The organism is Hamadaea tsunoensis DSM 44101 (genome assembly GCF_000428945.1).
In the GTDB taxonomy this organism is placed as follows: Bacteria; Actinomycetota; Actinomycetes; order Mycobacteriales; family Micromonosporaceae; genus Hamadaea; species Hamadaea tsunoensis.
The window spans coordinates 81,217-104,521 of the sequence record NZ_AUAX01000022.1; the positions used below are offsets into that span (position 1 = coordinate 81,217).

The 23,305-nt window shown below is 68.9% G+C and carries 14 protein-coding genes; 6 read left to right on the forward strand and 8 right to left on the reverse strand.

Annotated features, from left to right (window positions below; all coding sequences use genetic code 11):
- Positions 1–737: 737 nt before the first annotated feature.
- The 6 genes from G401_RS49055 to G401_RS0128305 all read right to left on the reverse strand — a co-directional run bounded on the left by G401_RS49055 (position 738) and on the right by G401_RS0128305 (position 11,806).
- Positions 738–4,019 carry a discoidin domain-containing protein gene (locus G401_RS49055; RefSeq protein WP_051367268.1) on the reverse strand — a complete coding sequence of 1,094 codons (3,282 nt, stop codon included), beginning with the start codon at positions 4,017–4,019 and terminating at the stop codon, positions 738–740.
- 131 nt (positions 4,020–4,150) lie between these two features.
- Positions 4,151–6,640 (reverse strand): glycoside hydrolase family 127 protein, encoded by a 2,490-nt coding sequence (locus G401_RS0128285; RefSeq protein ID WP_027345116.1) that lies wholly within the window; start codon positions 6,638–6,640, stop codon positions 4,151–4,153.
- A gap of 120 nt (positions 6,641–6,760) precedes the next feature.
- Positions 6,761–7,570, reverse strand: coding sequence for a carbohydrate ABC transporter permease (locus G401_RS0128290; RefSeq protein WP_034593391.1), 810 nt, complete (start codon positions 7,568–7,570; stop codon positions 6,761–6,763).
- Between the two features lie 18 nt (positions 7,571–7,588).
- Complete coding sequence (locus tag G401_RS0128295) at positions 7,589–8,521, reverse strand: carbohydrate ABC transporter permease (RefSeq protein ID WP_027345118.1); 933 nt, start codon at positions 8,519–8,521, stop codon at positions 7,589–7,591.
- A 60-nt stretch (positions 8,522–8,581) separates the two neighbouring features.
- Positions 8,582–9,862, reverse strand: coding sequence for an ABC transporter substrate-binding protein (locus tag G401_RS0128300; RefSeq protein ID WP_211240865.1), 1,281 nt, complete (start codon positions 9,860–9,862; stop codon positions 8,582–8,584).
- A gap of 57 nt (positions 9,863–9,919) precedes the next feature.
- Positions 9,920–11,806 (reverse strand): glycoside hydrolase family 127 protein, encoded by a 1,887-nt coding sequence (locus G401_RS0128305; RefSeq protein ID WP_034593392.1) that lies wholly within the window; start codon positions 11,804–11,806, stop codon positions 9,920–9,922.
- A gap of 231 nt (positions 11,807–12,037) precedes the next feature.
- Between G401_RS0128305 and G401_RS0128310 the strand changes: the two genes are divergently transcribed.
- On the forward strand, positions 12,038–13,054 hold the full coding sequence (locus G401_RS0128310; RefSeq protein WP_027345121.1) for a LacI family DNA-binding transcriptional regulator: 1,017 nt from the start codon (positions 12,038–12,040) through the stop codon (positions 13,052–13,054).
- Positions 13,055–14,049: 995 nt separating this feature from the next.
- On the opposite strand, the gene G401_RS0128315 is transcribed toward G401_RS0128310, so the two are convergent.
- Both G401_RS0128315 and G401_RS0128320 read right to left on the reverse strand, forming a co-directional pair.
- The gene (locus tag G401_RS0128315) at positions 14,050–15,540 is read right to left on the reverse strand and encodes a family 43 glycosylhydrolase (protein ID WP_027345122.1); all 1,491 of its coding nucleotides are present in this window, start codon (positions 15,538–15,540) and stop codon (positions 14,050–14,052) included.
- A gap of 498 nt (positions 15,541–16,038) precedes the next feature.
- Positions 16,039–17,022, reverse strand: a complete 984-nt coding sequence (locus tag G401_RS0128320; protein WP_027345123.1) for a LacI family DNA-binding transcriptional regulator — start codon at positions 17,020–17,022, stop codon at positions 16,039–16,041.
- A gap of 272 nt (positions 17,023–17,294) precedes the next feature.
- Here G401_RS0128320 and G401_RS0128325 point away from each other — a divergent pair, with 272 nt between their 5' ends.
- From G401_RS0128325 to G401_RS0128345, 5 genes are all read left to right on the forward strand, one after another.
- The gene (locus G401_RS0128325) at positions 17,295–18,320 is read left to right on the forward strand and encodes a LacI family DNA-binding transcriptional regulator (protein ID WP_027345124.1); all 1,026 of its coding nucleotides are present in this window, start codon (positions 17,295–17,297) and stop codon (positions 18,318–18,320) included.
- A gap of 54 nt (positions 18,321–18,374) precedes the next feature.
- The gene (gene araB / locus G401_RS0128330) at positions 18,375–20,054 is read left to right on the forward strand and encodes a ribulokinase (protein ID WP_027345125.1); all 1,680 of its coding nucleotides are present in this window, start codon (positions 18,375–18,377) and stop codon (positions 20,052–20,054) included.
- On the forward strand, positions 20,051–20,731 hold the full coding sequence (locus tag G401_RS49060) for an L-ribulose-5-phosphate 4-epimerase (protein WP_034593394.1): 681 nt from the start codon (positions 20,051–20,053) through the stop codon (positions 20,729–20,731). Before araB ends, G401_RS49060 begins: the two co-directional genes overlap by 4 nt.
- Positions 20,728–22,224 carry an L-arabinose isomerase gene (araA, locus tag G401_RS0128340; RefSeq protein ID WP_027345126.1) on the forward strand — a complete coding sequence of 499 codons (1,497 nt, stop codon included), beginning with the start codon at positions 20,728–20,730 and terminating at the stop codon, positions 22,222–22,224. Before G401_RS49060 ends, araA begins: the two co-directional genes overlap by 4 nt.
- Before the next feature lie 67 nt (positions 22,225–22,291).
- Positions 22,292–23,281, forward strand: a complete 990-nt coding sequence (locus tag G401_RS0128345; RefSeq protein ID WP_027345127.1) for an ABC transporter substrate-binding protein — start codon at positions 22,292–22,294, stop codon at positions 23,279–23,281.
- Positions 23,282–23,305 lie beyond the last annotated feature (24 nt).

Consider the following 23,305-nt stretch of genomic DNA (forward strand, 5'->3'; position numbering starts at 1 on the left):
CCGCTTCCTGGTCGTCCTGTGTCTGTGCATCCTAACCGTGCTTATGTCAAGATCAAATTCAAGTTCAAGATCTTTTTGTCCCGGGTTCGTCGATCTCACCTCCGCTCCTCCCGCGGGAGACCGTTCCGCCCCAATCGCTGCGCTCCGGGGACTCCACTGCCACCTGAGCGGTGCGAAGCATCATCCGCCGTCGCCCGGTCACCGTTCACCCCTTCACCCCGACCGCAATCGATCACGCCGAACTCTCGTCGGCACCGCCCGTATCCGCGATACAAGAACGATCTTCCAACCTGCGAGACAGTCTCACCGACTCCATGATCGTTTACGGCTGAGGTGTGATTTCAGGCCTCCACTGCATGATCATTTACGGCGCAGGTGTTGCCAAGGGCCGCCAATGCGCTCCAGAACCGTAAACGATCATGCAGTGGGTGGCGATTTCTACACCTCAGCCGTAAACGATCACCCGTCCGTCGACCCCGGCCCCCCATATCGGACAGTCGCGACAAAGGCCGGGTGAAGGGGGTAAACGGTGACCGGGCCGCGGTGATGGATGCTTCGCCCCACTGTGCTGGCAGTGGAGGTCCCGGAGCGCAGCGGAGGGGCCGGAACGGTCTCCCGCGCGAGGAGCGGAGGTGAGATCGACGAACCCGGGACCTGAATTTGATCTTGAATTTCATCCTGAAAAAGAGACCGTCCCCCTCGCCCGGGTAGTTGCGAGGGGGACGGGTCAGGAAAGGTCAGCTATACGCCTTCACCTCCAGGAGGCCGACGGACGACGTCCCGTTGCCGGTGAGCAGGACCCGTAGTTTCGTCGTGTTCACCGACCCGAACGTCACGGTGTTGTACGCGTTCTTCGTCAGCGTGTACGCCGACGGCGACGGTACGTCCACATAGGAGCTGCCGTTGTAGTACTGGAGCTTCCACGACGCGGGCATGTCGATGCCCTGGTCGTCGTCGAAGAAGTAGACGTCGGCCTTGGTCAGGTTCTGGGCCGACGACCAGGTGAGGTCGACCCACTGCTGGCCGGTGTTCGGCCAGCAGCCCCAGCGCGGGTTCACGGTGTCGTTCGACGACGGCGGGTCGATCCCGTCGTTGACCGCGTTGATCGACTCCCACGAGGAGGTGAACGACGCCGACGGGGTCGCCGACAGCGCCAGGTTGGTGACGGGCGGGGGCTGCGTGCCGCCGCGGTTGAAGGCCTTGATCTCGGTCAGGCCGGTCTTCGCGCCGGACGCGTTCGTCGCGAGGACGCGTACGCGGGTCGCCGAGATCGCCGGGAAGGTGACCAGGTTGTAGTTGGCCTGCGGCGCGGCCGGGGTCTTGGCCTGGCTCGGGACGGCGACCCAGTTGGCGCCGTCGTAGTACTGGATCGTGTACGCCGACGGCGCCCGGTACGTCGTCGAGGCCGGCCGGCTGTCCTTGAAGTAGAGCCGGATCTCGTTGAGCGTCTTGGCGCTGCCGAAGTTGAGCTCGTACCAGTCCTGGGCGTTCGCCGAGCCGCCCGCGCCCCAGTAGGGCTCGTTGGTGGGGAAGCCGTCGACGGCGCCGGAGGTGGCCGTGCCCGAGCCGGTGTAGCTGGCCGAGACGGTCGCGCCCTGGGCGAGGTTGGTGAGGTTGGCGGTCAGGTCGACGCCCGCCTTGGCCAGCTCGTCGACGACCCGCGGGTCGGACTGGACGACCTGGTTGGGCGCCTGGAGGCCGGCGTACGCGGCGTTGTACGTCACGGTGCCGGAGGTGGTGACCGAGCCGGTCGCCGGGTCCCACGTGAACGGGACGAGGGTGCTGACGGTGGCCACCCGGGTGCCGTTGATGAAGATCGAGTACCCCTCGGGTACGCCCGGGTACTTGACCACGCCGTCGGACGGGTCGTCCCAGACGATGGTCAGGTCGGCGTTGCGGTAGCGGATGTTGTTGATCGTGAAGTTCGGCCAGCCGATGTTGATCGGCGACAGCTCGACCTTCGCGTCGTTGCGCGGCCGCAGGCCGGCCACGTCCTCGATCACCGTCCAGTTGCTGCTGCCCAGGATGTTGTGGTGGATCCAGGAGCGGTAGGTGATCGACGAGCCGTTCCAGTCCGACCAGAACTCGTTGGCGTCCGGGTACGCGGTGTTGCCGTTGATGTACTGCGCCCAGGCGTTCCAGTAGAGGAGCTTCTTGTAGTCGGTCGCGGTCATGTAGGAGTTCGGGTAGTTGCGCAGCACCGAGGAGTAGAGCCGGAACTGCACGGTCGAGTTGATCGTCGAGAAGTTGTTCGAGCCCGGCGATCCGGCCGCGGCGGCGGCCGCCTTGTCGACCTGGTTGGCCGTGTAGAACGGGAAGACCGGGTACTGGGCCGGGTCGGCGTACAGGCGCAGGGCCTGGCGGTAGGTCGTGTTGGAGGTCGGGATCGCACCCACCGCGAACGGGTAGTAGTTGTTGATCTCCTTCCACGGCACGTACTCGTTCGTCGACTTGAGCCGGTGCTCGAACAGCTGGTCGGTCGGGTTCCACAGCACGTTGAGGATCGCGTTCTGGATGTTCGTCGCGATCGTGCGCATCTCGGCCGCCTTGGCGGTGTTGCCCACGGCGTCGTACGCCTGCGCGGCCGCGAGCGCCCCGCTGTACTGGTACGCGGACTCGGCCCGGTCCATGTTGCCGGCCTTCCAGTGGAAGCTCACGGCGTCGGCGTCGTTGCCGGTCAGGGCGCCCCAGTCGTACTCGATGAGGTTGTTGTGGTCGTGGTCGTAGTAGGCGAGCTGGCCCTTCACGTCACCCTCGGCGTAGTGCGCGAGGTTGTTCGCGATGCCCGGCTGCCCGCCGTGCAGCTGGTAGCTCTTCCAGGCCGCCTCGGCGATGTACTGCGTGTAGCTGTTCGACCAGTTCTCCGGGTCGCCCGGGTTGTCGAGGAACCGCGCGCCCTTCGAGATCTGACCGACCGACAGCCAGTCGCCGTACGCGTACAGGGGCGTGCGCAGGTACTTCAGGTCGTCGATGTGCATCGGCTGGGTCAGCGCGATCGCGTTGTTGTAGCCGAGCGCGCCCTCGACGGAGGTCGGGAACTGGTACGTCTGCCCCGGGATGTTCGCGTCGAGGTTGTTGAACCGCATCAGCCACCAGCGGTAGTAGATCTCCTTCTTGATGGCCGGTTCGGGCACGTCGATGTAGGGCACGTACTTCGCCCACCACAGGTTGTACGCGCGTACCTGGGTGGCGAAGGCGGTCGCCGCGGAGTATCCGGCGTAGGCCGAGTAGTCGGTGGCCGACTCCGGGATCTCGCTGGTGATGAAGCCCATGACGAGCTTCGTCGTCACCGTGGCCCCGGCCGCGATCGTGATCGACTTGTTCAGCCCGCCGCTGGTGACGGTGTAGCCGTCACCGGTGAGCTTCGTCGTCACGTTGGTCAGGCCGTTCTTCACCCCGGTCGAGCCGGTCAGCTCGCCGTTGCCGCCGCTCGTCGCGTACGGCGAGACGGCGCGGACGGTGAGGGTCGTCGCGGCGGAACCGCTGTTGGTGATCGCGAGGTTGGTCACGGCCACGTTGTTGTCGGTGATGAACTTGGTCTGGGTGACCGAGAGCGAGCCCGAGGTGTGCACGCTCTTCCAGTAGCTCGGCGCCTGCCACCGGGAGTTGACCTGCTCGGTGAAGGTGCCCGGGGACAGCGTCACCGAGTACGCGTTCGCGTCGGAGATCGACTCCCAGTACGCGACCTTGCCGGCGAAGCCGAGGACGGCGGGGTTGTGCTCCTTCATGAAGACCGCGCGGCCGCGCGACATGAGCCAGGGCCCAGCCGGATCGTTGCCGGTCCGGGCCAGCAGCCGGTCCATCCAGAAGTCGGTGCCGGAGCTCTCGGCGTTGTACATCGTCTGCATCATGTCGCCGGTGGTGTAGCCGACCGGTGGGGCGGGGATGGCGGGCCCCGAGAACGTGGGGAAGCCGATGGTCTGCGCCGCGAAGCTCGGCGGCGCGTTCACCGTGAGCGAGGCGGCGCCGAGGGCGGCGGCGCAGAACGCCGCCAGCCATCGACGGGTGGATGCGGGCATGCTCTGTCCTTTCAGGATGCTCGCTCAGGGGAAAGCGGGCAGGACGGAAGATGAGCGGGGATGTGCAGGACCGGCCGGTGGCGGGGCCGCCGGGCGCAACCGCCGCCACCGGCCGGGGCTCGAGAACCCTTCTAGACTCCGGTGGAGTAGAGGGTCGAGATCTCGGAAGCCGTCAGGACCCGGCTGTAGACGCGGAACGAGTCGACCGCGCCGTCCAGGTAGGGGTCGGCGTACTGGGACCGGCCGATGCGGTTCTGCGTCGTCGATCCGAGGCTCGCCGGGGTCAGCGTCATCGCGGAGTTGCGCGCGACCTCGGCACCGTTGACGTAGAGGATGCCGACGCCGCCCGACAGCGTCACCGCCACGTGGACCCAGCTTCCGGTGGCCAGCGCGGCCGGGGCGTTGATCTGCTGCTCGCCGCCCGCGCCGGAGGTGGTGATGGCGAACCGGGCGGTGCCGGAACCGCTGCGCGGGGTGAGGAACATGTTCACCGTCGTGCTGCTGCCGAAGTCGAACACGCGCGACCAGCTGCTGAGCGTGTCGATCCGGACCCAGGTCGCGATGGTCGCGGCGGTCGCACCGGCGAGGATTCCACTGGGGACGGTCGCGTACCCGTCGGTGCCGTTGAGGTCCAGCGCGTTGCCGGACTTGCCCGCCACCCACGCCGTCGTGCCGGAGAGCGTCGCCGTCTTGCCGTTGCCGGTCGCGTCGGCGGCGCTCGTCCCGCTGGTCTCGTCGAACTTGTACCAGGCCACGAACTGGGGCAGCGGCGTCGTGGACGTGACGTTCCAGTACACGGTGTAGCGCTGGTGGTGCATCTTGTAGAAGGGCAGCAACGTCACCGTCCCGGTACTCGCCGTGGCGGTGTACTGCAACGGTGTCGCGGTGGCGGCGATGCTCGCGGCGGTGAGGGTCGGCAGCGAGGTCAGGTTGGTGGACCCGTAGGCACCGGCCAGGACGATCGGGCCGATCTTCACCGCCTTCGTCGTCGCGCTGTCCGGCGTCGCCGGCAGGGTCAGCGCCATCGGCATCGTGAGCACCACCGCGTCGCCCGACGCCCAGGTACGCGTGATCGTCGCGTACGCGCCGGGCGTGGCCGTGACGGCCGTCCCGTTGACCGTGAGCGTGGCGCCCGTCGCCCACGCCGGTACGCGTACCTTCATGGTGAAGGAGCCGGAGCCGGTGACGGTCAGCCGGGTCGAGTTCGTCTCCGGGAAGTTCGTCGCCTGCTGGATCGTGACGCCCTTCGCCGACCACGTGAGGGTCGAGGCGATGAACAGGTTGACGTACACCGTCGACGCGCCGTCGTGGAAGTAGATCGAGTCGGCGAACTTCGTGTGCGTCTCCATGCCGGTGCCGTGGTCGCACGTGAAGTTGTCGTAGTCGTTGCTGTACGTCTTGATCCCGCCGGCCCGCAGCGGCGTGTAGTACGTGACGAAGCCGTGCGACGAGGCCGGGTCCTGCTCGCCGAGCATCTGGTTGAACAGCGTGCCCTCGTAGTACTCCATGTAGTCCGCGCGCGCCGGGTCGGTGAAGAACAGCTGCCGCGTCAGCTTCAGCATGTTGTAGGAGTTGCAGACCTCGCAGGTCGTGTCGGACAGCTGGCTCGCGATCCGGTTGGGTGCCTGGAAGTACTCGCCGTCGGAGTTGCCGCCGATGACGTAGGTGTGGTGCTGGGTGACGATGTCCCAGAAGTTGACCGCGATGTCGCGGTAGCGGGTGGTCCCGGTCGCCTGGTACTCGCGGATCGCGCCGATGACCTTCGGTATCTGCGTGTTCGCGTGGTAGCCCGACAGCGCGTCGGTGTTGGCCGCCAGCGGGTCGAAGATCTCCGCGTGGTCGAAGTACTGCGCGGTCGTCAGGTGGTTGGCGTCGCCGGTCAGCTGGTAGAGGTTGGTGAGCACCTCGTTCATGCCGCCGAACTCCGTGTCGAGCATGTTCTGCCGCTGCGTCTGGGTCAGTCGGTCCATCCGGAACTTCACCCACGCGGCCATCCCGGTCAGCACTGTCAACGCCTGCGCGTTGCCCGCGAGCAGGTACATGTCGAGCAGGCCCGCCATGATCTTGTGCAGCGTGTAATAGGGCGCCCAGACGCTCTGCCGCGTTTCCACGCGGTCGATGAAGCTTTCCGGGTACGCCGAGACGAAGCCGGTGTTGAAGCCGGCGGTGGTCGCCCGGGCCTGGCACTGGGCGAGGACGCCGACGATGTAGTCGCCCTTGGTCTTGAAGGCCGCGTTGCCGCTGTTCGCGTACGCCTGGGCGAGGCCGGACAGCAGGTGCCCGGTGGAATGGCCGCGCAGTTCGGTGGTCGGGGTCTCCCAACCGCCGCACGGGGTGGCCGTCGAGGAGAGCCCGTAGTTGAGCCGGAACGTGTGCAGCAGCCGGTCGGCGTCCACGAACGACAGGTACGCCTGCGTCCGCGAGAAGTTGGACAGGAACGGTCCGGTCTGCAGGCTGACCGCGGTCAGCGGGAACGCGTACGCCGAGACGCCGACGTCGGTACGCGCAGCGTACGCGGCCTGGCCGGGCAAGGCGGCCACAGCACCTCCAGTCGCGAGGCCAACAGGGAGTGCGGCGCTGGCACGCAGCAGGGAGCGCCGGGAGACGGGGGTGTCGTGCATGAGCGTGTCACCTTTCGTGCGGGCCGAGGCCGTCGTGGCCAGGGCCGACTTGATCGATCATGATCGATATGTGAAAGGATGCTTCGCCCGGAGAAGCACTGCGCTGGGAGCTCGGTGTGGCTAGCCCTTCAGCGCCCCTGAGGTGAAACCGCGTACGTAGCTGCGTTGCATGAAGGCGAACAGGATGAGGCAGGGCACGGCCATCACGACGACGCCGGCCTCGAGGGCCGCGTAGTCGATCGAGCCGTGGCTGGCGGTACGCATGTTGACCACCGCCAGCGTGGTCGTGAACTTGTCGGTCGAGTTGAGCAGGATCAGCGGCGCGAAGAACTCGTTCCACGAGGTGAGGAACGCGAACAGGCCGACCGTGATCAGGCCCGGCCGCACGGCCGGCAGCAGGATGCGGGTCAGCGTCGAGAAGCTGTTGCAGCCGTCCACCTGGGCCGACTCGTCGAGTTCGGCGGGGACGGCCTCGAACGAGTTGCGCATCATGAACAGCGAGAACGGCAGCTGGAACATGATGAGCACCAGGCTGAGCCCGATCAGGCTGTCCTGCAGTCCCAGCCAGCCGAGCAGGACGTAGAGGGCGATGAGGATCGTCGCGTACGGGACCATCAGGATCGCCAGCGTGACGAGGAAGAGCGCCTCCTTGCCCCAGAACTTGAACCGGCCGAACGCGTAGCCGCCCAGCGTCGCCACGAGCAGGGTGCCGCCGACCGTCAAGGCGCTGACGGTGAGGCTGTTGACGACGTTGTGCGGCCGGATCCCGTTGTCCGACGTGAAGAGCCGGTCATAGTTCTCCAACCCGAACCCGCTGCTGGTACGCAGCGACGCGTACCCGCTCCAGAGGAGGGGGAACAGGAAGAGGATGGCGAGCGCCCCGCCGGTCGCGGAGAACGCGAAGCGGTTGGCGCGACTTGTGCGCTGCACTGTGCGTACCCCCGGATCCTAGGAAGAGCGACGGCGCAGGACGCCGAGCTGGACGACGTTGACGACGACGAGGGCGACCAGGAGCGCGACGGAGATGGCGGCCGCCGAGCCGAGGTCGAGCTTGATGAAGGCCTCGCGGTAGATGACCATGACGAGCGAGGTCGTGGTGTTGTCGGGGCCGCCGCGGGTGAGGATCCAGAACTGGTCGAACGCGAGCAGCGAGCCGGTCGTCATCATGGTGAGCACGAGGGCGATGGTCGGGCGCAGCAGCGGGAGGGTGACCCGGCGGAAGATCTGCCAGCGGCCGGCGCCGTCGATCCGGGCGGCCTCGTAGATCTCCAGCGGGATGGCCTGCAGGCCGGTCAGCAGGATGAGCATGTTGAAGCCGGCGAACCGCCACAGCACGAGCAGCATGGCCGAGCTCAGCGCGGAGGTGCCGCTGCCGCTGGTCCAGGAGATGTAGCCGTCGACCACGCCGAGCCACCGCAGGAACCCGTTGATCGGGCCGATCTCGTCGCTCAGCAGGCCGAGGAACAGCAGCGAGGCGCTCGCGAAGCCGACCGCCATCGGCAGGAAGAACGCGGTCCGGAAGAAGCCCACGCCGCGCCGGCGCCGCTGGACGAGCAGGGCCAGGCCGAGGGCCAGGCCGAACAGCAGGACCGTCAGCAGCACCGTGTACTTGACCGTGAACCAGACCGCCGAGCCGACCAGCTGGTTGTCGCCGATCTTCGTGTAGTTGTCCGGCACGTTCAGCGTCGGCGGGGCGAGCAACGGCCACCGGTGCAGCGACATCCACACCACGAGCAGCAGCGGCACGACGAAGAACAGGCCGACCATGACGGCGGTGGGGGCGGCGTAGAGCGCGCCGACCAGACCCTTTCTGCGCCTGCGTCCGACGGTTCTTGCTCTCTCTCGCGCCGGTGCTTTCGTGCGTTCGAGCACTGTGGACATTCACTGTCTCCGGGGGTCATGGGGTGGGCCGGCCGCTCATGGGGCGACCGGCCCCGGGGGTCAACTCTGTTGGAGGGACTTCGTGATCGCCGTGTTGCCCTGGGAGAGGGCCGTGGCGGCGTCGCCGAAGAGAGCCCCGCGCACGGTCTGCAGCCAGGGGCTCTGCGGGTCGTTGAAGGAGGCGTTGAAGTTCTTGGCGTACGGGGTCTTGCCCTTGGCCGCCAAGCTGTTGATCATGACGATCCGCGGGTCCGCCGAGGAGTACTTGTTCGACGCCAGGTCGGTGCGGATCGGCACGCCCTTGTTCTTGGCGATGACCTCGACCTGGGCCTCCTCGGACATCGTCCAGTTGAGGAAGTCCCACGCCTGCGCCGACTTGGTGCTCGTGGCGCCGATGCCCATCGCGTCGCCGCCGACGAACGTCGAGTCGCCGCCGTCGAGGCCGGTGATCGGCGCGACGCCCATCTTGATGCCCTTCTCCTCGATCAGGCCGAGCCAGACCGACGGGCCGGGCGCGATACCGATCTTGCCGCTCTGCAGGGCGCCGAGCCAGGTCGGACCGGCCTCGTCCTTGGACGCCGGAGCGGCCGTGCCGTCGTCGTAGAGCGAGCGGTACAGGGCGAAGACGTCGGCCATCTCCTTGGAGTCGATCTTCGCGGTGGTCCCGGCGTCGTCGATGACGTTGCCGCCCGAACCCCAGACCGACGGCCAGAAGGTGAACTCCACACACCCGCCGCAGTTGCCGCCGAAGTAGGTGCCGTGCACGTCGCCGCCCAGCTTGTTGACCTTGCGGGCCTGCTCGGCGAACTCCTTCAGGGTCGTCGGCGGCTTCTCCGGGTCCAGGCCGGCCTTGGCGTACAGGTCCTTGTTGTAGAGCATCACCGACATGTCGATGGTGTGCGGGACCGCGTAGTTGCGCCCGTCCCAGGTCCCGGCCCGCACGTGCGCCGGCGAGACCTTGTCCTTCACACCGCTGGCCGCGAAGCGGTCGGTGACGTCCTGCCAGAGGCCCTGGGAGGCGTACTGGGCGGCGAAGACGACGTCCGAGCCGAACAGGTCCGGCAGGGACTTCGCCCCGGCCGCCGAGGCGAGCTTCGCCGGGTACTCCTCGTTCGGGTACGCCGTCACCGTCACCTGGTTCTTGTGCGTCTTGTTGTACGCCTCCGCGTAGGACTTCGAGACGGCCTCGGTGGCCGCCCGGGTCCACAGGGTGAGCTGCGCTCCATCGTCGACGGCCGCGGCGGACGAGGCCGCGGGGGTGTCCTTGCTGCAGCCGCCCAGCGCGGCGGCCAGCAGCACGGCCGAGAACGCCGCGGCCGCCTGCACTTTCCTCGATATCACAATCGCTCCTTCCACCCGGGGTGGGTGATCAGGGTAGGGAGAGTTGCGGTCATGGGGTCAAGCCCTGGGGAGCCAGACCCGCATCGTCACCGGTCCTCGACGGCCCCACCGGTGGTAGGGCAGCAGCGGCAGGTCCGCCGCGGACCGTGGGCCGCCTGGCCGGTCGGTGGCGTAAGGCCAGCCGTCCGGGGCGGGGTCTTCGATCTCGGCGGCCACGTGCACGCCGCCGTCGCCGGCCGCCGGCCCCCGGTCGGTACGCACCCGGACGGTGTCCAGGTCCAGCCCGTCCGGATCAGCCTCGGCGCAGAGAACCAGGGGACCCGCCTCGACGGCGACGCAATCGCGTACGGCGTCGATGCGGGGGTCGGGGAAGGTGAACCGGGGACCCACCGGCAGGTGCAGCCGGATCTCGTCGCCCTTGCGGAACGTGTGCCTTGCTCGCAGGTGGCCGTCGAGGGCCAGCGGCTCGCCGTTGAGCGTCGCCGTGGCGCCCTTCGCCCACTCCGGTACGCGTACCGCCAGGGTCCACGGGCCGCCGTCGGCCTCGGTGACGGTCACGACGATCGTGCCGTCGTCCGGGTACGCGGTCGCCACGTCGACGCCGACCGCCCGTCCATCGTGGAGGGTGGTGCGGATCTCGCCGGGCGCGTACTGGTAGAGCCACAGGCTGTCGTCCACGACCCCGGCCACGTACGCGCCGAGGCTGGCGGTCAGCCGGGACAGGTTGGCCAGGCAGCAGGACACCTCGAACCACGCGGCCCGGGGACCGCCGCCGAAGCCGAGCTGCTCCTCGTCGTCGGGGACCGCGAACGTGGGCGTCCGCTGGTGCAGCGTGTTGGCGTAGAAGAACGACCGGCCGTCGTCGCCGAGCGAGGTCGCCACGACGTTGTAGATGATCCGTTCGATCGTGTCGGCGTACCGGGGATCGCCGGTGGCCAGCAGCAGCCGCCACGCGACCATCGTCGCCGCGACGCCGGCGCAGGTCTCGGCGTACGACCGGTCGGCCGGGAGGACGAAGTCGTCGCCGAACGCCTCGTCGGTGTGGCGCGAACCCATCCCGCCCGTGAGATAGGTACGCGTCGCCAGCGTCCGGTCGAACTGCGCGGCCAGGATGCCGAGCAGCTCGTCGTCGCCCGTCTCCACCGCGACGTCGATCGCGCCGGCGGTGAGGTAGAGCGCGCGTACGGCGTGCCCGCGCAGCACCGACGCCTCGCGGATGGGCTGGTCGTCGCTGAAGTACGACGATCCGAACTGATGCGGCGGCAGGGTGCGGTGGCCGCGGCGGCGCAGGAACAGCGCGGCCTGGTCCAGGTAGCGCTGCTCGCCGGTGAGCCGGGCGAGCTCGGCCAGGCCGACCTCGATCTCGGGGTGCCCGCACACGGCGGCCAGCCCGTCCGGGCCGAACGCGGCGCAGACGTGGTCGGCGGCCCGCCGGGCGACCCCCAGCAGATCCGTGTCACCACTGGTACGCGTCCGGGCGACGGCCGCCTGCAGCAGGTGGCCGACGCAGTAGAGCTCGTGCCCCCAGGACAGGTCGCTGTAGCGGGCGGCCTGTCCCGGACCCCCGAAGGCCGTGTGCAGGTAGCCGTCGCCGGCCTGCGCCGCGGCGACCATGCCGGTGAGCTCGACGATCTCGCGCTCCCGGTCGGCGCTGGGCAGCCGGCCGGACTCCCAGCTCATCGCCTCGACGAGCTTGTAGACCTCGGAATCGGAGAACTCCCGGCCCCGCCGGTCGACCCCGCCCGCCGCGCCCTGGGCGGCCCGGACGAAGTTGCCCGTCCAGCCCAGCTTGTCCATCCACTGGCGACCGTGGTCGAGGGTGGCCGTCCCGATGAGCCGCTGCCGGTCCGCCCAGAAGCCGCCGGTGATCCGTGACTCGCCGAGACCCAGCGGCCGGACGGCGGACCGGGACGGCACCACAGGCCGGCCTCCGGTGAGGTCCATTCTCGCCTCCAAAATGTTCGTGACCGCGGTCACTCCGTCGTGCTGGAAGCCACCATGCGCGCCGAAAACCTTTTCGGCAAGGTGCCTGTTCTGTTACGTCTCGATAACGCGTACGCCGATGGACGGGACGTAGATCCCTGGGTTTACTGTGTCAGCGACGTGCTCGGCGGCCTGGTCTGGTCGAAAGGAGTCGTCGAAATCGAATCGGCGGCGTTTCGTGGGAGGCCGGGCATGGGCAGGAAGCGATCGACAGCGGTGACCCTCACCGACGTGGCCCGGCTGGCGGGCGTCTCCGTGGCCACCGCGTCGAAGGCGCTCAACGCCCGTGCGGAGGTCGCACCGGACACGCGCCAGCGGGTCATCCAGGCCGCCGACCAGCTGTCGTTCCAGCCCAACGTCCTCGCCCGCGGTCTGATCTCCGGGCGTACGCGTACCATCGGCCTGCTCACCGACGAACTCGGCGGCCGGTTCTCGATCCCGATCCTGCTCGGCGCGGAGAACGCCCTCGCGAACGAGCAGATGTCGGTGCTGCTGTGCGACGCCCGGGGCGACGCGATCCGCCGCCGGCACTACATCCAGACGCTCCTCGCCCGGCAGGTCGACGGGTTCATCGTGCTCGGCGACAGCAACGACGTCCGCCCGTCGCTGGGCAAGGACATCCCGGTACCCGTGGTCTACGTCTACGGCCAGTCGACCGACCCCAACGACCTCTCGGTCCTGGCCGACGACGAGAACGGGGCGCGGCTCGCGGTGGAACACCTGATCGCGTTGCGGCGCAAGAGAATCGGGCACATCACCGGACCGCAGAGCTACCGCGCGGCCCGGGACCGGGTCGTGGCGCTGCGATCCGTGCTGGCCGAGCACGACCTGCCGCTCGTCGGCGGCGAACCGATGTACGGCGACTGGTCCCAGCGGTGGGGCCGGCACGCGACCCGGGCCCTGGTGAACGCGCACCCCGAAGTCGACGCGATCTTCTGCGGCAACGACCAGATCGCGTCAGGCTGCGCGCAGGCCCTGCTCGACCTCGGCCGCCGGGTACCCGAGGACGTCGCGATCGTCGGCTACGACAACTGGGCGGAGTTCGCGGCGGACTGCCGGCCGCCACTGACCACTGTGGACCTCAACCTGGAGCAGCTCGGGGCGACCGCGGTGATGCACCTTTTCGCTGCGCTCGACGGGGTGGCGTCGACGGGAGTCATCCGGCAGCCGTGCCGGCTGGTCGTCCGCGAGTCCACCGGTCCCGCCTGACCCCTTCTTCGCGGGGTTCGTCGCTCGTCGCTCGTCGCCCCTCGTGCGGGTTACCCCTCGTGCGGGTTGCCTTTGTCGCGACTGTCCGACTTGTGGACCGGGGCATCCGACGATCTTGCGCGAGTGTCTCGAATTTCGTCCGGTGTACCCGAAATGCCCGGACATTCGCGCAAGATCGTCGAGGGTGTCGAGGGTGTCGAGGGTGTCGAGGGTGTCGGAGGGGCACGCTCGACGGCATGATCATGCAACGTCATTCCGGCAACGGGGGCCGCTGGGCCTTGATCATGTAACGCCATATCGGCAGGAGAGCGCTTTCTTGCCGGAATAGCGCTACATGATCAAGAGGCTCGCCGTGATCATGTCGAGCCCGCGGTCGGCCCGACCGGACTTTGTCCCGACTATCCGAAATGGGTTGGTGCGGGCCGGCTCTTTGGTGATCGTTCGCGGCTGGGATGTCGTTTTCGGGCCCGCTCCCTCGATCCATTACGGCTGGGATGTCGATAGTGGTCGGTCTGCTACATCTGGAGTGCTTTGAATCTTGGGCGAAAGTCGGGTTTACATCTCGGCCGCTGTGGATCACGTCCAAGCCGCTCGATCGGAGGCCGCCTCCTGTGACGCGGGAACGATCTTCCGACAGGTGGGCCGAGGCTGCTAATTCTTGATCGTTTACGGCTGAGGTGTAATTCCGGCCCGATCTGCATGATCGTTTACGGGTCAGGTGTAGCCAGGGGCGGTCAGCGCGCTCCGGAACCGTAAATGATCACGCAATCGGCGGCCGTTTTCACACCTCACCCGTAAACGATCATCTCGCCGGCCGCCCAGCGATCATCCATATCAGACAGTCACGACAAAGGCAGCGGGCCCGGGAAGCGAGGGGCGATCTTGCGCGAATGTACCGGCATTTCGGGTACACCGGACGAAATTCGAGACATTCGCGCAAGATCGCCGAGAGAGGCGGGACAGGCGGGAGAGGCGGGAGAGGCGGGAGGGGAAGGTTACGAGGTGGGTTCGCCGGACGGGGCGGTGAGCGTGACTCCGGTGGCGACGGGCGTGCCGAAGTTCGGCGTACCGTCGGCGTTCCAGGTGATCTTCTGCGCCCGGGTCGTGCGGTTCATGTCGCAACCGCCGCTGGCCGAACTGTTCGCGTGGTAGACGATCCAGTCCTCGGTACCGTCGGGCGACTTGAAGAACCCGTTGTGCCCGGGCCCGTAGACCCCGTTGGCGGTGGACTTCTGGAAGATCGGGTTCGGCGACTTGACCCAGGAGGACGCCTGCAGCGGGTCGGCCCCGTTCCAGGTGAGCAGCCCGATCTTGTAGTCCTGTGTGGAGCAGTGGCTGGCCGAGAACGCGATGAACGTCTTACCGCCGTGCTGGATCACCTCGGCGCCCTCGTTCACCGCCCCGCCGACCGTCTCCCAGCTGTACGTGGGCGTGGAGAGCAGGTGGCGCGTACCGCTGGCGGTCCAGGGGTTGGACAGCGGCCGGATGAACAGCGGCTGGGAACCGTTGTAGTACGTGCCGAGCAGGTAGAGCTGGCCGTTGAGCTGCAGGATGCTCGGGTCCAGTTCCCAGGTGTTGTCCGAGGTCGGGTCGAGCAGGTCGGCCTTGAACGAGTACGGGCCCATCGGGTCGAGCCCGGCGCTCTCCAGCACGTGGATGCGCTGCGTACCGAGGTTGTAGGGCTCCTGGCCGGCGACGTAGTACAGGTACCAGCGCGTACCGTTCGGTCCGGTCAGCAGGTGGAACTCGGGCGCCCACATGGTGCCCGCCCCGTTCGGCCGGCTCAACGTGAAGATCACCTGGTCGGCCGCGGTCGCCAGCGCGCGCAGCGTCGTCGCCTTGCGCATCGTGATGGTGTTGTTCCAGGTCGTCGTGGCCAGGTAGTAGTAGCCGCTGTAGTACGTGAGCCACGGGTCGGGGCCGTGCAGGCTGAGCGGATTGGTGAAGGTCCCGCCACCCCCGCCCCCGCCGCCGCTGGTGAACCCGGCGAGGCGCCACACCCGGCTGGTCGCCGTGGAGCAGGCCAGCTGTACGAGACCGGTGTTGCTCGTGGCGACCCCGCCGCTCGGCACGATGCACTTGCCCGAGCTGACCGAGACGATGTTGTAGCCGCTCGTGCCGACCGCGGTCAGCCGCCACTGCTGGTTGGTGCCGCCGTGGCAGCTCCACTGGATGATCGTGGCATTGTCAGCTGTGGACGCACCGTAGACGTCCACGCACTTGCCGGAGTTCAGCGTCCCGATCGTGTAGGAGTCCGCCGATCCGGCCACCGGGGTGAAGGTGAAGTTCTGGTTGGTGCCGGCGTTGCACGCGTACTGGACGAGCTGCAGGCCGTTGGTGTTCGCGCCGTTGGGCAGGTCCATGCAGTTGCCGCCGTTGGTGTTCACGGCGGTGGAGGTGAAGGCCACGATCGCTTCGCTGCGAGCGGGGGCGACGAGGAGGGCGACGGCCAGCGCGGCCGTGCACAACAGGGCAAGACGTTTCACAAGATCACGTCCTTGGGTAGGGCGGACAGAGTCCTGTGATGGAACGCGCCACTCGGCACAGTGGACGAACGCCTACCCGGCATCCCAGTGCGGATTGTTATAGCCGACGCCGGGGGTGGAGGGCAACCCCCACAAGATCAAATTCAAGTTCTTCCGTTCCCGGGTTCGTCGATCTCGCCTCCGCTCCTCCCGCGGGAGACCGTTCGGCCCTGGGGGGCCTCTCTGCCACCTGAGTGGGGCGACGCATCCTTCACCGCGGTCCGGTCACCGTTTCGCCCCGTCGCCCCCGGCCTTTGTCGCGGCTGTCCGATATATGTGCCTAGTGACGCCGGGCGGGATGATCGCAGAAATCGGCGACCCCGGCCCACCCGACGATCCGACGCGGCACCCCGTCCCAAGCGCCCGACGATCTTGCGCGAATGTTCGGGCAATTCGGGTACTCCGGACGAAATTCGAGGCATTCGCGCAAGATCGTCGTACGACGGGACGGGGGATGGGTCACTTCGGTGGGGAGACGGAATGCCGTGTCACGAGCGCCGGCGGGATGACCCGGCGGCCGCCGTGGCGACGGCCCGTCTCGATCTGGGCGAGGAGCAGGTCGAGGCTGGCCGCGGCGACCGCGTCGAAGTCGGGGCGGACGGTCGTGAGCGGCGGGATGTAGAACTCCGATTCGGGGACGTCGTCGAAGCCCACGATCGAGATCTCGTCCGGTACGCGCCGCCCCCGCTCGTGCAGCGCCCGCAGGATGCCCAGCGCGAGATGGTCGTTGGCGGCGAAGACCGCGCTGACCTCGGTCATGCGGGCGAGGACCTGGCCGATGCGGTAGCCGGAGGCGGCGGACCAGTCGGCGGCCATGAGCGGCGGGATCTCGGCGCCGGCCTCGGTGAGTGCGCGCCGCCAGCCGGCGATGCGGCCCTGGCTGTCGAACCAGTCCTCGGGGCCGGACACGTGCCAGACCGTCGGGTGCCCGGCGTCGAGCAGGTGCTTGGTGGCCGCGTAGCCGCCGAGTTCCTGGTCGACGGTGACGAGGTCGGTCTCGCGTTCGGGGTCGCCGTCGACGCAGACGAGCGGGATGTCGTCGGGCAGGCCGTCGAGGGCTTCGCTGGCCTCGGCCACGGGGGCGATCACGACGAGCCCGGCGACCCGCTGGTCGAGGTGGTGGTTGATCGCGTCGGTGACGGGCCGGCGTTCGAGCGTACGCACGCTCTCCACGCTGACCGTGAAGCCGGAGGAGCTGGCGGCCTGGGCCAGGGCGGCGAGAGTGGCCGCCGGGCCGTAGAGGGTGGAGTTCTGCGCGACGACCCCGATCACCTGGGACTTGCCGGTGACCAGCGCCCGCGCGGCGCGGTTGGGGCGGTAGCCGAGTTCGGCGATGGCCGCCCGTACGCGCAGCCGCGTGCGCTCGGCGACGTTCGGGTGCTCGTTGAGGACCCGCGAGACGGTCTGATGGGAGACGCCGGCCAGTCTGGCCACGTCCATCATGCCGGGGTCCCGCGCGCTCTTCGCCACGGACGCAGCTTACTCATGTCAGGTCTGTCCGCGGGCGCGCCACAGCCGCACGCCTGCCTGTCCGCGCCCGTCGATTATGAGCGTTAACATTCGCTACCGTCAACGCCATCCGGTGTCATGGCAGGCCAGCGGGTGTCAGCAGGGCAGATGTGAACGCCTCTTGACGAACCCAGATGTGAACGCTCACACTACCGATCAGCAATCACCGCGTAACGACGACGAAACGCCGAGAGGGGTGGGTGGCGATGGACAGGAACTCGGCGCCTCCGCCGCCCGTCATGGCGGACGTCGCGCGGCTGGCGGGCGTGTCCCACCAGACCGTCTCGCGAGTGCTCAACGATCAGCCCAATGTGCGTACCGAGACGCGGGCGCGGGTGCTGGCGGCGATCCGGGAACTGGACTACCGGCCGAACTCGGCCGCCCGGACCCTGGTCACCCGGCGCTCGCAGACGCTCGGCGTGGTCAGCTTCGACACCACGCTCTACGGGCCGGCCTCGATGCTCTACGGGATCGAGCAGGCCGCCCGGGACGCGGACTACTTCGTCAGCATCTCCAGCCTGCGGGCGATGGACCGGGCGACCCTGCTCGACGCCGTCAGCCGCCTGCGGGACCAGGCCGTCGAGGGCGTCGTCGTCATCGCGCCGCAGACCCAGGCGGCCGGCGCGCTGGAACAGGCCGCGGCCGGCGTACCGCTGGTGGGGGCTGGTTGCGGCGTGACCGAACGCGTGCCGATGGTCGCGATAGACCAGCGGGCCGGCGCGTTGATCGCGACGCGCCACCTGCTGGACCTGGGCCACCGCACGGTGCACCACGTGGCCGGGCCGATGAACTGGCTCGACGCGGTCGGGCGCATGCAGGGCTGGCGCGAGGCGCTCGAACAGGCCGCCGCGCCGGTGCCGCTGCCCATCCTCGGCGACTGGAGCGCGAGTTCCGGGTACGCCGCGGGCCGCAGCCTCGCGGTCGACCCGACGGTGACGGCGGTGTTCTGCGCCAACGACCACATGGCCCTGGGCCTGCTGCGCGCCCTGCACGAGGCGGGCCGCCGCGTGCCGCAGGACGTCAGCGTCGTCGGTTTCGACGACATCCCCGAGACCTCGTACTTCATGCCTCCACTGACGACGGTGCGGCAGGACTTCGGCGAACTGGGCCGGCGCTCCCTGCAACTGCTCGTCGACCGGCTGGCGGGCAGCCGGCCCGGGCCGGCCGGGCACGTCATCATCCCGCCGGACCTGGTGGTCCGAGGCAGCGCCCGGCCGCCGCACATCGCCTGAACCGACCACGCGCATCAGCCCTTTCCGTAAGAGTTTCACGGGAGCCGCACAGCCATGGATGTTAACGCTAACAAGAGTCATCCGGACGACGCCTGCGTCGTCGGGGTCGACTACGGCACGCTGTCCGCGCGCGCCGTGGTCGTCCGCGTCGCCGACGGCGCCGAACTCGGTACGGCCGTCCACGAGTACGCCAACGGCGTGATCGAGACGACCCTGCCGGGCGGTGAGCGGCGGCTGCCGCCGGACTGGGCGTTGCAGGATCCGGAGGACTGGCGGGAGTCGCTGCGCCGGACGGTCCCGGCCGCGCTGGCCGACGCGGGTGTGGCCGCCGGGCAGGTGATCGGCATCGCGACCGACTTCACGGCGTGCACGGTCCTTCCGTCCACCGCGGACGGTACGCCGCTGTGCGAGCTGCCGGACCTCACCGCCCGCCCGCACGCGTGGCCGAAGCTGTGGAAGCACCACGCCGCGCAGCCGCAGGCCGACCGGATCAACGCCCTGGCGCACGAGCGCGGCGAGAAGTGGATCAGCCGCTACGGCGGCAAGATCTCCTCGGAGTGGGAGTTCGCCAAGGCGCTGCAGGTGCTGGAGGAGGACCCCGAGGTCTACGCGCGTACGCAGCGGTGGATCGAGGCGGCGGACTGGATCGTCTGGGAGCTGACCGGCGTCGAGAGCCGAAACGCCTGCACCGCCGGGTACAAGGGAATCTTCCAGGACGGCGCGTACCCGTCGGCGGAATACCTGGGCGCACTGAACCCGCAGTTCGCGGACTTCCCCCCGACCCGGCTCGCCACGAAGCCGCTGAGCGCCCTGGGTACGCCGGCCGGAACGCTGTCGAAGAAGGCCGCGGAGTGGACCGGTCTGCCGGAGGGGATCGCGGTCGCCATCGGCAACGTCGACGCCCACGTCACCGCGCCGGCCGCCCGGGCCGTCGAGAACGGCCGGATGCTCGCCATCATGGGCACCTCGACGTGCCACGTGATGAACGGCGCGACGCTCGCGGAAGTGCCCGGCATGTGCGGGGTGGTCGACGGCGGGATCAGCGTCGGCGCGTACGGCTACGAGGCCGGGCAGAGCGCCGTCGGCGACATCTTCGCCTGGTGGCTGCGGACCGGCGTACCGGCGGAGTATCAGGCGGAGGCGGCCGAGCGTGGCGAGTCCCTGCACGACCTGCTCACCCGCAAGTGCGCCGGGCAACCGGTCGGCGGGCACGGTCTGGTCGCGCTGGACTGGATGGGCGGCAACCGTTCCGTCCTCGTCGACCACGACCTGTCCGGCATCGTCGCCGGTCTCACGCTCGCCACCCGGCCCGAGGAGATCTACCGCGCGCTGCTGGAGGCCACCGCCTTCGGCACCCGGGTGATCGTCGAGACGTTCGAGAACGCAGGCGTACCGGTGGAGGAGTTCGTGGTCGCCGGCGGGCTCAAGCGCAACGCCTTCCTCATGCAGCTCTACGCCGACATCCTGCGCCGGCCCGTCTCCGTCGCCGTCTCCGACCAGGGCCCAGCCCTCGGTTCCGCCATCCACGCCGCGGTCGCGGCGGGCGCGTACCCGGACGTGCGGACCGCGGCCGAGTCGATGGGCGCGGTCGAGCGGGGCGCGTACCAGCCCGATCCCCAGCGGGCCAACGTCTACGACGCGCTCTACGCCGAGTACCGGGTCCTGCACGACACCTTCGGCGGTCAAGGCATGCTCCACCGCTTGCGGCGCCTGCGGAACGAGGCCCTCCGATGATCTCTTCCGTACGCGCTGAAGTCTGCGCCCTGCACGCGGAGCTCGTCCGCTACCGGCTGGTCGTGTGGACCGCCGGGAACGTCTCGGCGCGCGTACCGGGGGCGGATCTGTTCGTCATCAAGCCGTCGGGCGTGTCCTATGACGACCTGACCCCGGCGAACATGATCGTCTGCGACCTCGACGGCGCCGTGGTGGAGGGCGACCTGGCGCCGTCGAGCGACACCGCCGCCCACGCGTACGTCTACCGGCACCGGCCCGACGTCGGGGGAGTGGTGCACACGCACTCCGCGTACGCGAGCAGCTGGGCCGCCCGCGGCGAGCCGATCCCGTGCGTCCTGACCGCGATGGCCGACGAGTTCGGGGGTGAGATCCCGATCGGGCCGTTCGCGCTCATCGGCAACGACGACATCGGCAAGGGGATCGTCGAGACCCTGGACGGCCACCGGTCGCCGGCCGTGCTCATGCGCAACCACGGCGTCTTCACGATCGGCCGCGACGCCCGCGCGGCGGTGAAGGCGGCGGTCATGGCCGAGGACGTGGCCCGCACGGTGCACCTCGCCCGGGTGCACGGCGAGCCGGTCCCGATCGACCAGGAGGACATCGACGCCCTCTACCACCGCTACCAGAACGTGTACGGACAGTCCAAGTCTATTGTGGATGGAGTACCCGCGAGATGAGCACGACCGACTACCGCATCTGGTTCCTCACCGGCAGCCAGGGCCTGTACGGCGAGGACACCCTGGTGCAGGTGGCCGAGCAGTCGCGGCGCATCGCCGCCTCGCTCGGCGAGGACCTGCCCGTCGAGGTGGTCTGGCGGCCGGTGCTGACCGACTCCGGGGCCATCCGCCGCACGATGCTCGAGGCCAACGCCGACGACTCGTGCATCGGCATCATCGCCTGGATGCACACGTTCTCGCCGGCCAAGATGTGGATCTCGGGCCTGGACGCGCTGCGCAAGCCGCTGCTGCACCTGCACACGCAGGCCAACGTCGACCTGCCGTGGGCGAGCATCGACATGGACTTCATGAACCTCAACCAGGCCGCCCACGGCGACCGGGAGTTCGGGTTCATCCAGGCCCGGCTGGGCGTACCCCGCAAGGTGGTCGCCGGGCACGTCACCGAGCCGTCGGTGGCCGAGCGGGTGGCGACCTGGACGCGAGCGGCGGCCGGCGCGGCCGAACTGCGTACGCTGCGGGTCGCCCGGTTCGGCGACAACATGCGCGACGTCGCGGTGACCGAGGGCGACAAGGTCGAGGCGGAGCTGCGCTTCGGCGTCTCGGTCAACACCTACGGCGTGAACGACCTGGTGGCGGCCGTGGACGGGGTCGAGGACGCCCGGATCAAGGATCTCGTCCGCGACTACGAGGAGCTCTACCGCGTCGCCGGCGAGCTGCGCTCCGGCGGTGACCGGCACGACTCGCTGCGCTACGCCGCCCGCATCGAACTGGGCCTGCGCGACTTCCTGACGGCCGGCCGGTTCGGCGCCTTCACCACGAACTTCGAGGACCTCGGCGGGCTGCGGCAGCTGCCGGGCCTGGCCGTCCAGCGGCTGATGGCCGACGGCTACGGCTTCGGCGGCGAGGGCGACTGGAAGACCTCCATCCTGGTACGCGCCCTGAAGACGGCCGCCCTCGGGCTGCCCGGCGGCACCTCGTTCATGGAGGACTACACCTACCACCTGGAACGCGGCAACGAGCTGGTCCTCGGCGCGCACATGCTGGAGGTCTGCCCCACGATCGCGGCCGGCACCCCGAGTTGCGAGATCCACCCGCTGTCGATCGGCGGCCGCGAGGACCCGGTACGCCTCGTCTTCGACGCCCTGCCCGGCCGCGCGCTCGTCGTCGGCCTGGCCGACATGGGCGACCGGTTCCGCCTCGTGGCCAACGAGATCGACGTCGTCCCGCCGCCGCAGCCGCTGCCCAAGCTGCCGGTCGCGCGGGCGGTCTGGACACCGCGGCCGAACCTGCGTACCTCGGCCGAGGCCTGGATCACGGCCGGGGCGCCGCACCACACCGCGTACTCGGCGGCGGTGGACACCGAGATCCTCGCCGACCTGGCCGAGATGACGGGCGTGGAGCTGCTCGTCATCGACGCCGACACGAACCTGCGCGACTTCGCGAAGGAGATCCGCTGGAACCAGGCGTACCACCGGCTGGCCGCGGGTCTGTGACTGCACTGCCTGCACTGCCCCAACTGAATCCCTCATTGTGACCGTCCCATCCCCTCAAGGAGCAGAAATGATCAGTAGAAGGGCGCTTCTCTCCGGCGCGGTCGCCGCGGCGGCCGCCGGTACGCTCGCGGCCTGCGGCAAGAAGGAGTCGCCGTCGTCCTCCAGCAGCGGCGGCACCAAGCAGATCACGCTCGGCTTCTCCCAGGTCGGCTCCGAGTCGGGCTGGCGCTCGGCGAACACGTCCTCGGTGAAGGACGCCGCCGCGGCCGCCGGCATCAACCTCAAGTTCTCCGACGCCCAGCAGAAGCAGGAGAACCAGATCCAGGCGATCCGGGACTACATCGCGCAGAAGGTCGACGTCATCTCCTTCTCGCCGGTGGTCTCCAGCGGCTGGGACACCGTCCTCAAGGAGGCCCAGGCGGCCAAGATCCCGGTCATCCTGACCGACCGCCAGGTCGACTCCAGCCAGGACCTGTGGGTCTCGCTCGTCGGCTCGGACTTCGAGATCGAGGGCGAGCGGGCCGCGCACCTGCTGGAGAAGGTCCTGCAGGGCGCGACCGGCGCGGTGAACATCGCCGTGCTGGAGGGCACGACCGGCTCCGCGCCGGCGACCCAACGCGCCGCCGGCTTCAAGAAGGTCATGGACGCCTCGCACCCCGACTGGAAGATCGTCGCCAGCCAGACCGGCGACTTCACCCGGGACGGCGGCAAGCAGGTCATGGCCGCCTTCCTGACCTCCCACCCGGAGATCAACGTCCTGTTCGCGCACAACGACGACATGGCGCTGGGCGCGATCCAGTCGATCCAGGCCGCCGGCAAGAAGCCCGGTACCGACATCAAGATCGTCTCGATCGACGGCGTCCACGACGGCTTCGTGGCCATGGCGGCCGGGCAGATCAACGCGATCGCCGAGTGCAACCCGCTGCTCGGCCCGCAGCTGATGGACGCGGTGAAGAAGGTCCTCGCCGGCCAGACGCTGGAGAAGTGGATCAAGACCCAGGAGGCCGACTTCGTCGCGGCCGACGCGGCGGCGGCCCTGCCGAACCGCAAGTACTGACCGTCCTCGCCCTCTGGGGAAACG

Excerpts from the sequence above, each read along its gene's own strand:
- araA (WP_027345126.1), top strand. The coding sequence starts at position 20,728 with ATGAGCACGACCGACTACCGCATCTGGTTCCTCACCGGCAGCCAGGGC.
- araB (WP_027345125.1), top strand. The coding sequence starts at position 18,375 with ATGGATGTTAACGCTAACAAGAGTCATCCGGACGACGCCTGCGTCGTC.
- G401_RS0128305 (WP_034593392.1), bottom strand. The coding sequence starts at position 11,806 with ATGGACCTCACCGGAGGCCGGCCTGTGGTGCCGTCCCGGTCCGCCGTC.
- G401_RS0128310 (WP_027345121.1), top strand. The coding sequence starts at position 12,038 with ATGGGCAGGAAGCGATCGACAGCGGTGACCCTCACCGACGTGGCCCGG.
- G401_RS49055 (WP_051367268.1), bottom strand. The coding sequence starts at position 4,019 with ATGCCCGCATCCACCCGTCGATGGCTGGCGGCGTTCTGCGCCGCCGCC.
- G401_RS0128295 (WP_027345118.1), bottom strand. The coding sequence starts at position 8,521 with ATGTCCACAGTGCTCGAACGCACGAAAGCACCGGCGCGAGAGAGAGCA.
- G401_RS49060 (WP_034593394.1), top strand. The coding sequence starts at position 20,051 with ATGATCTCTTCCGTACGCGCTGAAGTCTGCGCCCTGCACGCGGAGCTC.
- G401_RS0128320 (WP_027345123.1), bottom strand. The coding sequence starts at position 17,022 with ATGATGGACGTGGCCAGACTGGCCGGCGTCTCCCATCAGACCGTCTCG.
- G401_RS0128285 (WP_027345116.1), bottom strand. The coding sequence starts at position 6,640 with ATGCACGACACCCCCGTCTCCCGGCGCTCCCTGCTGCGTGCCAGCGCC.
- G401_RS0128325 (WP_027345124.1), top strand. The coding sequence starts at position 17,295 with ATGGACAGGAACTCGGCGCCTCCGCCGCCCGTCATGGCGGACGTCGCG.
- G401_RS0128345 (WP_027345127.1), top strand. The coding sequence starts at position 22,292 with ATGATCAGTAGAAGGGCGCTTCTCTCCGGCGCGGTCGCCGCGGCGGCC.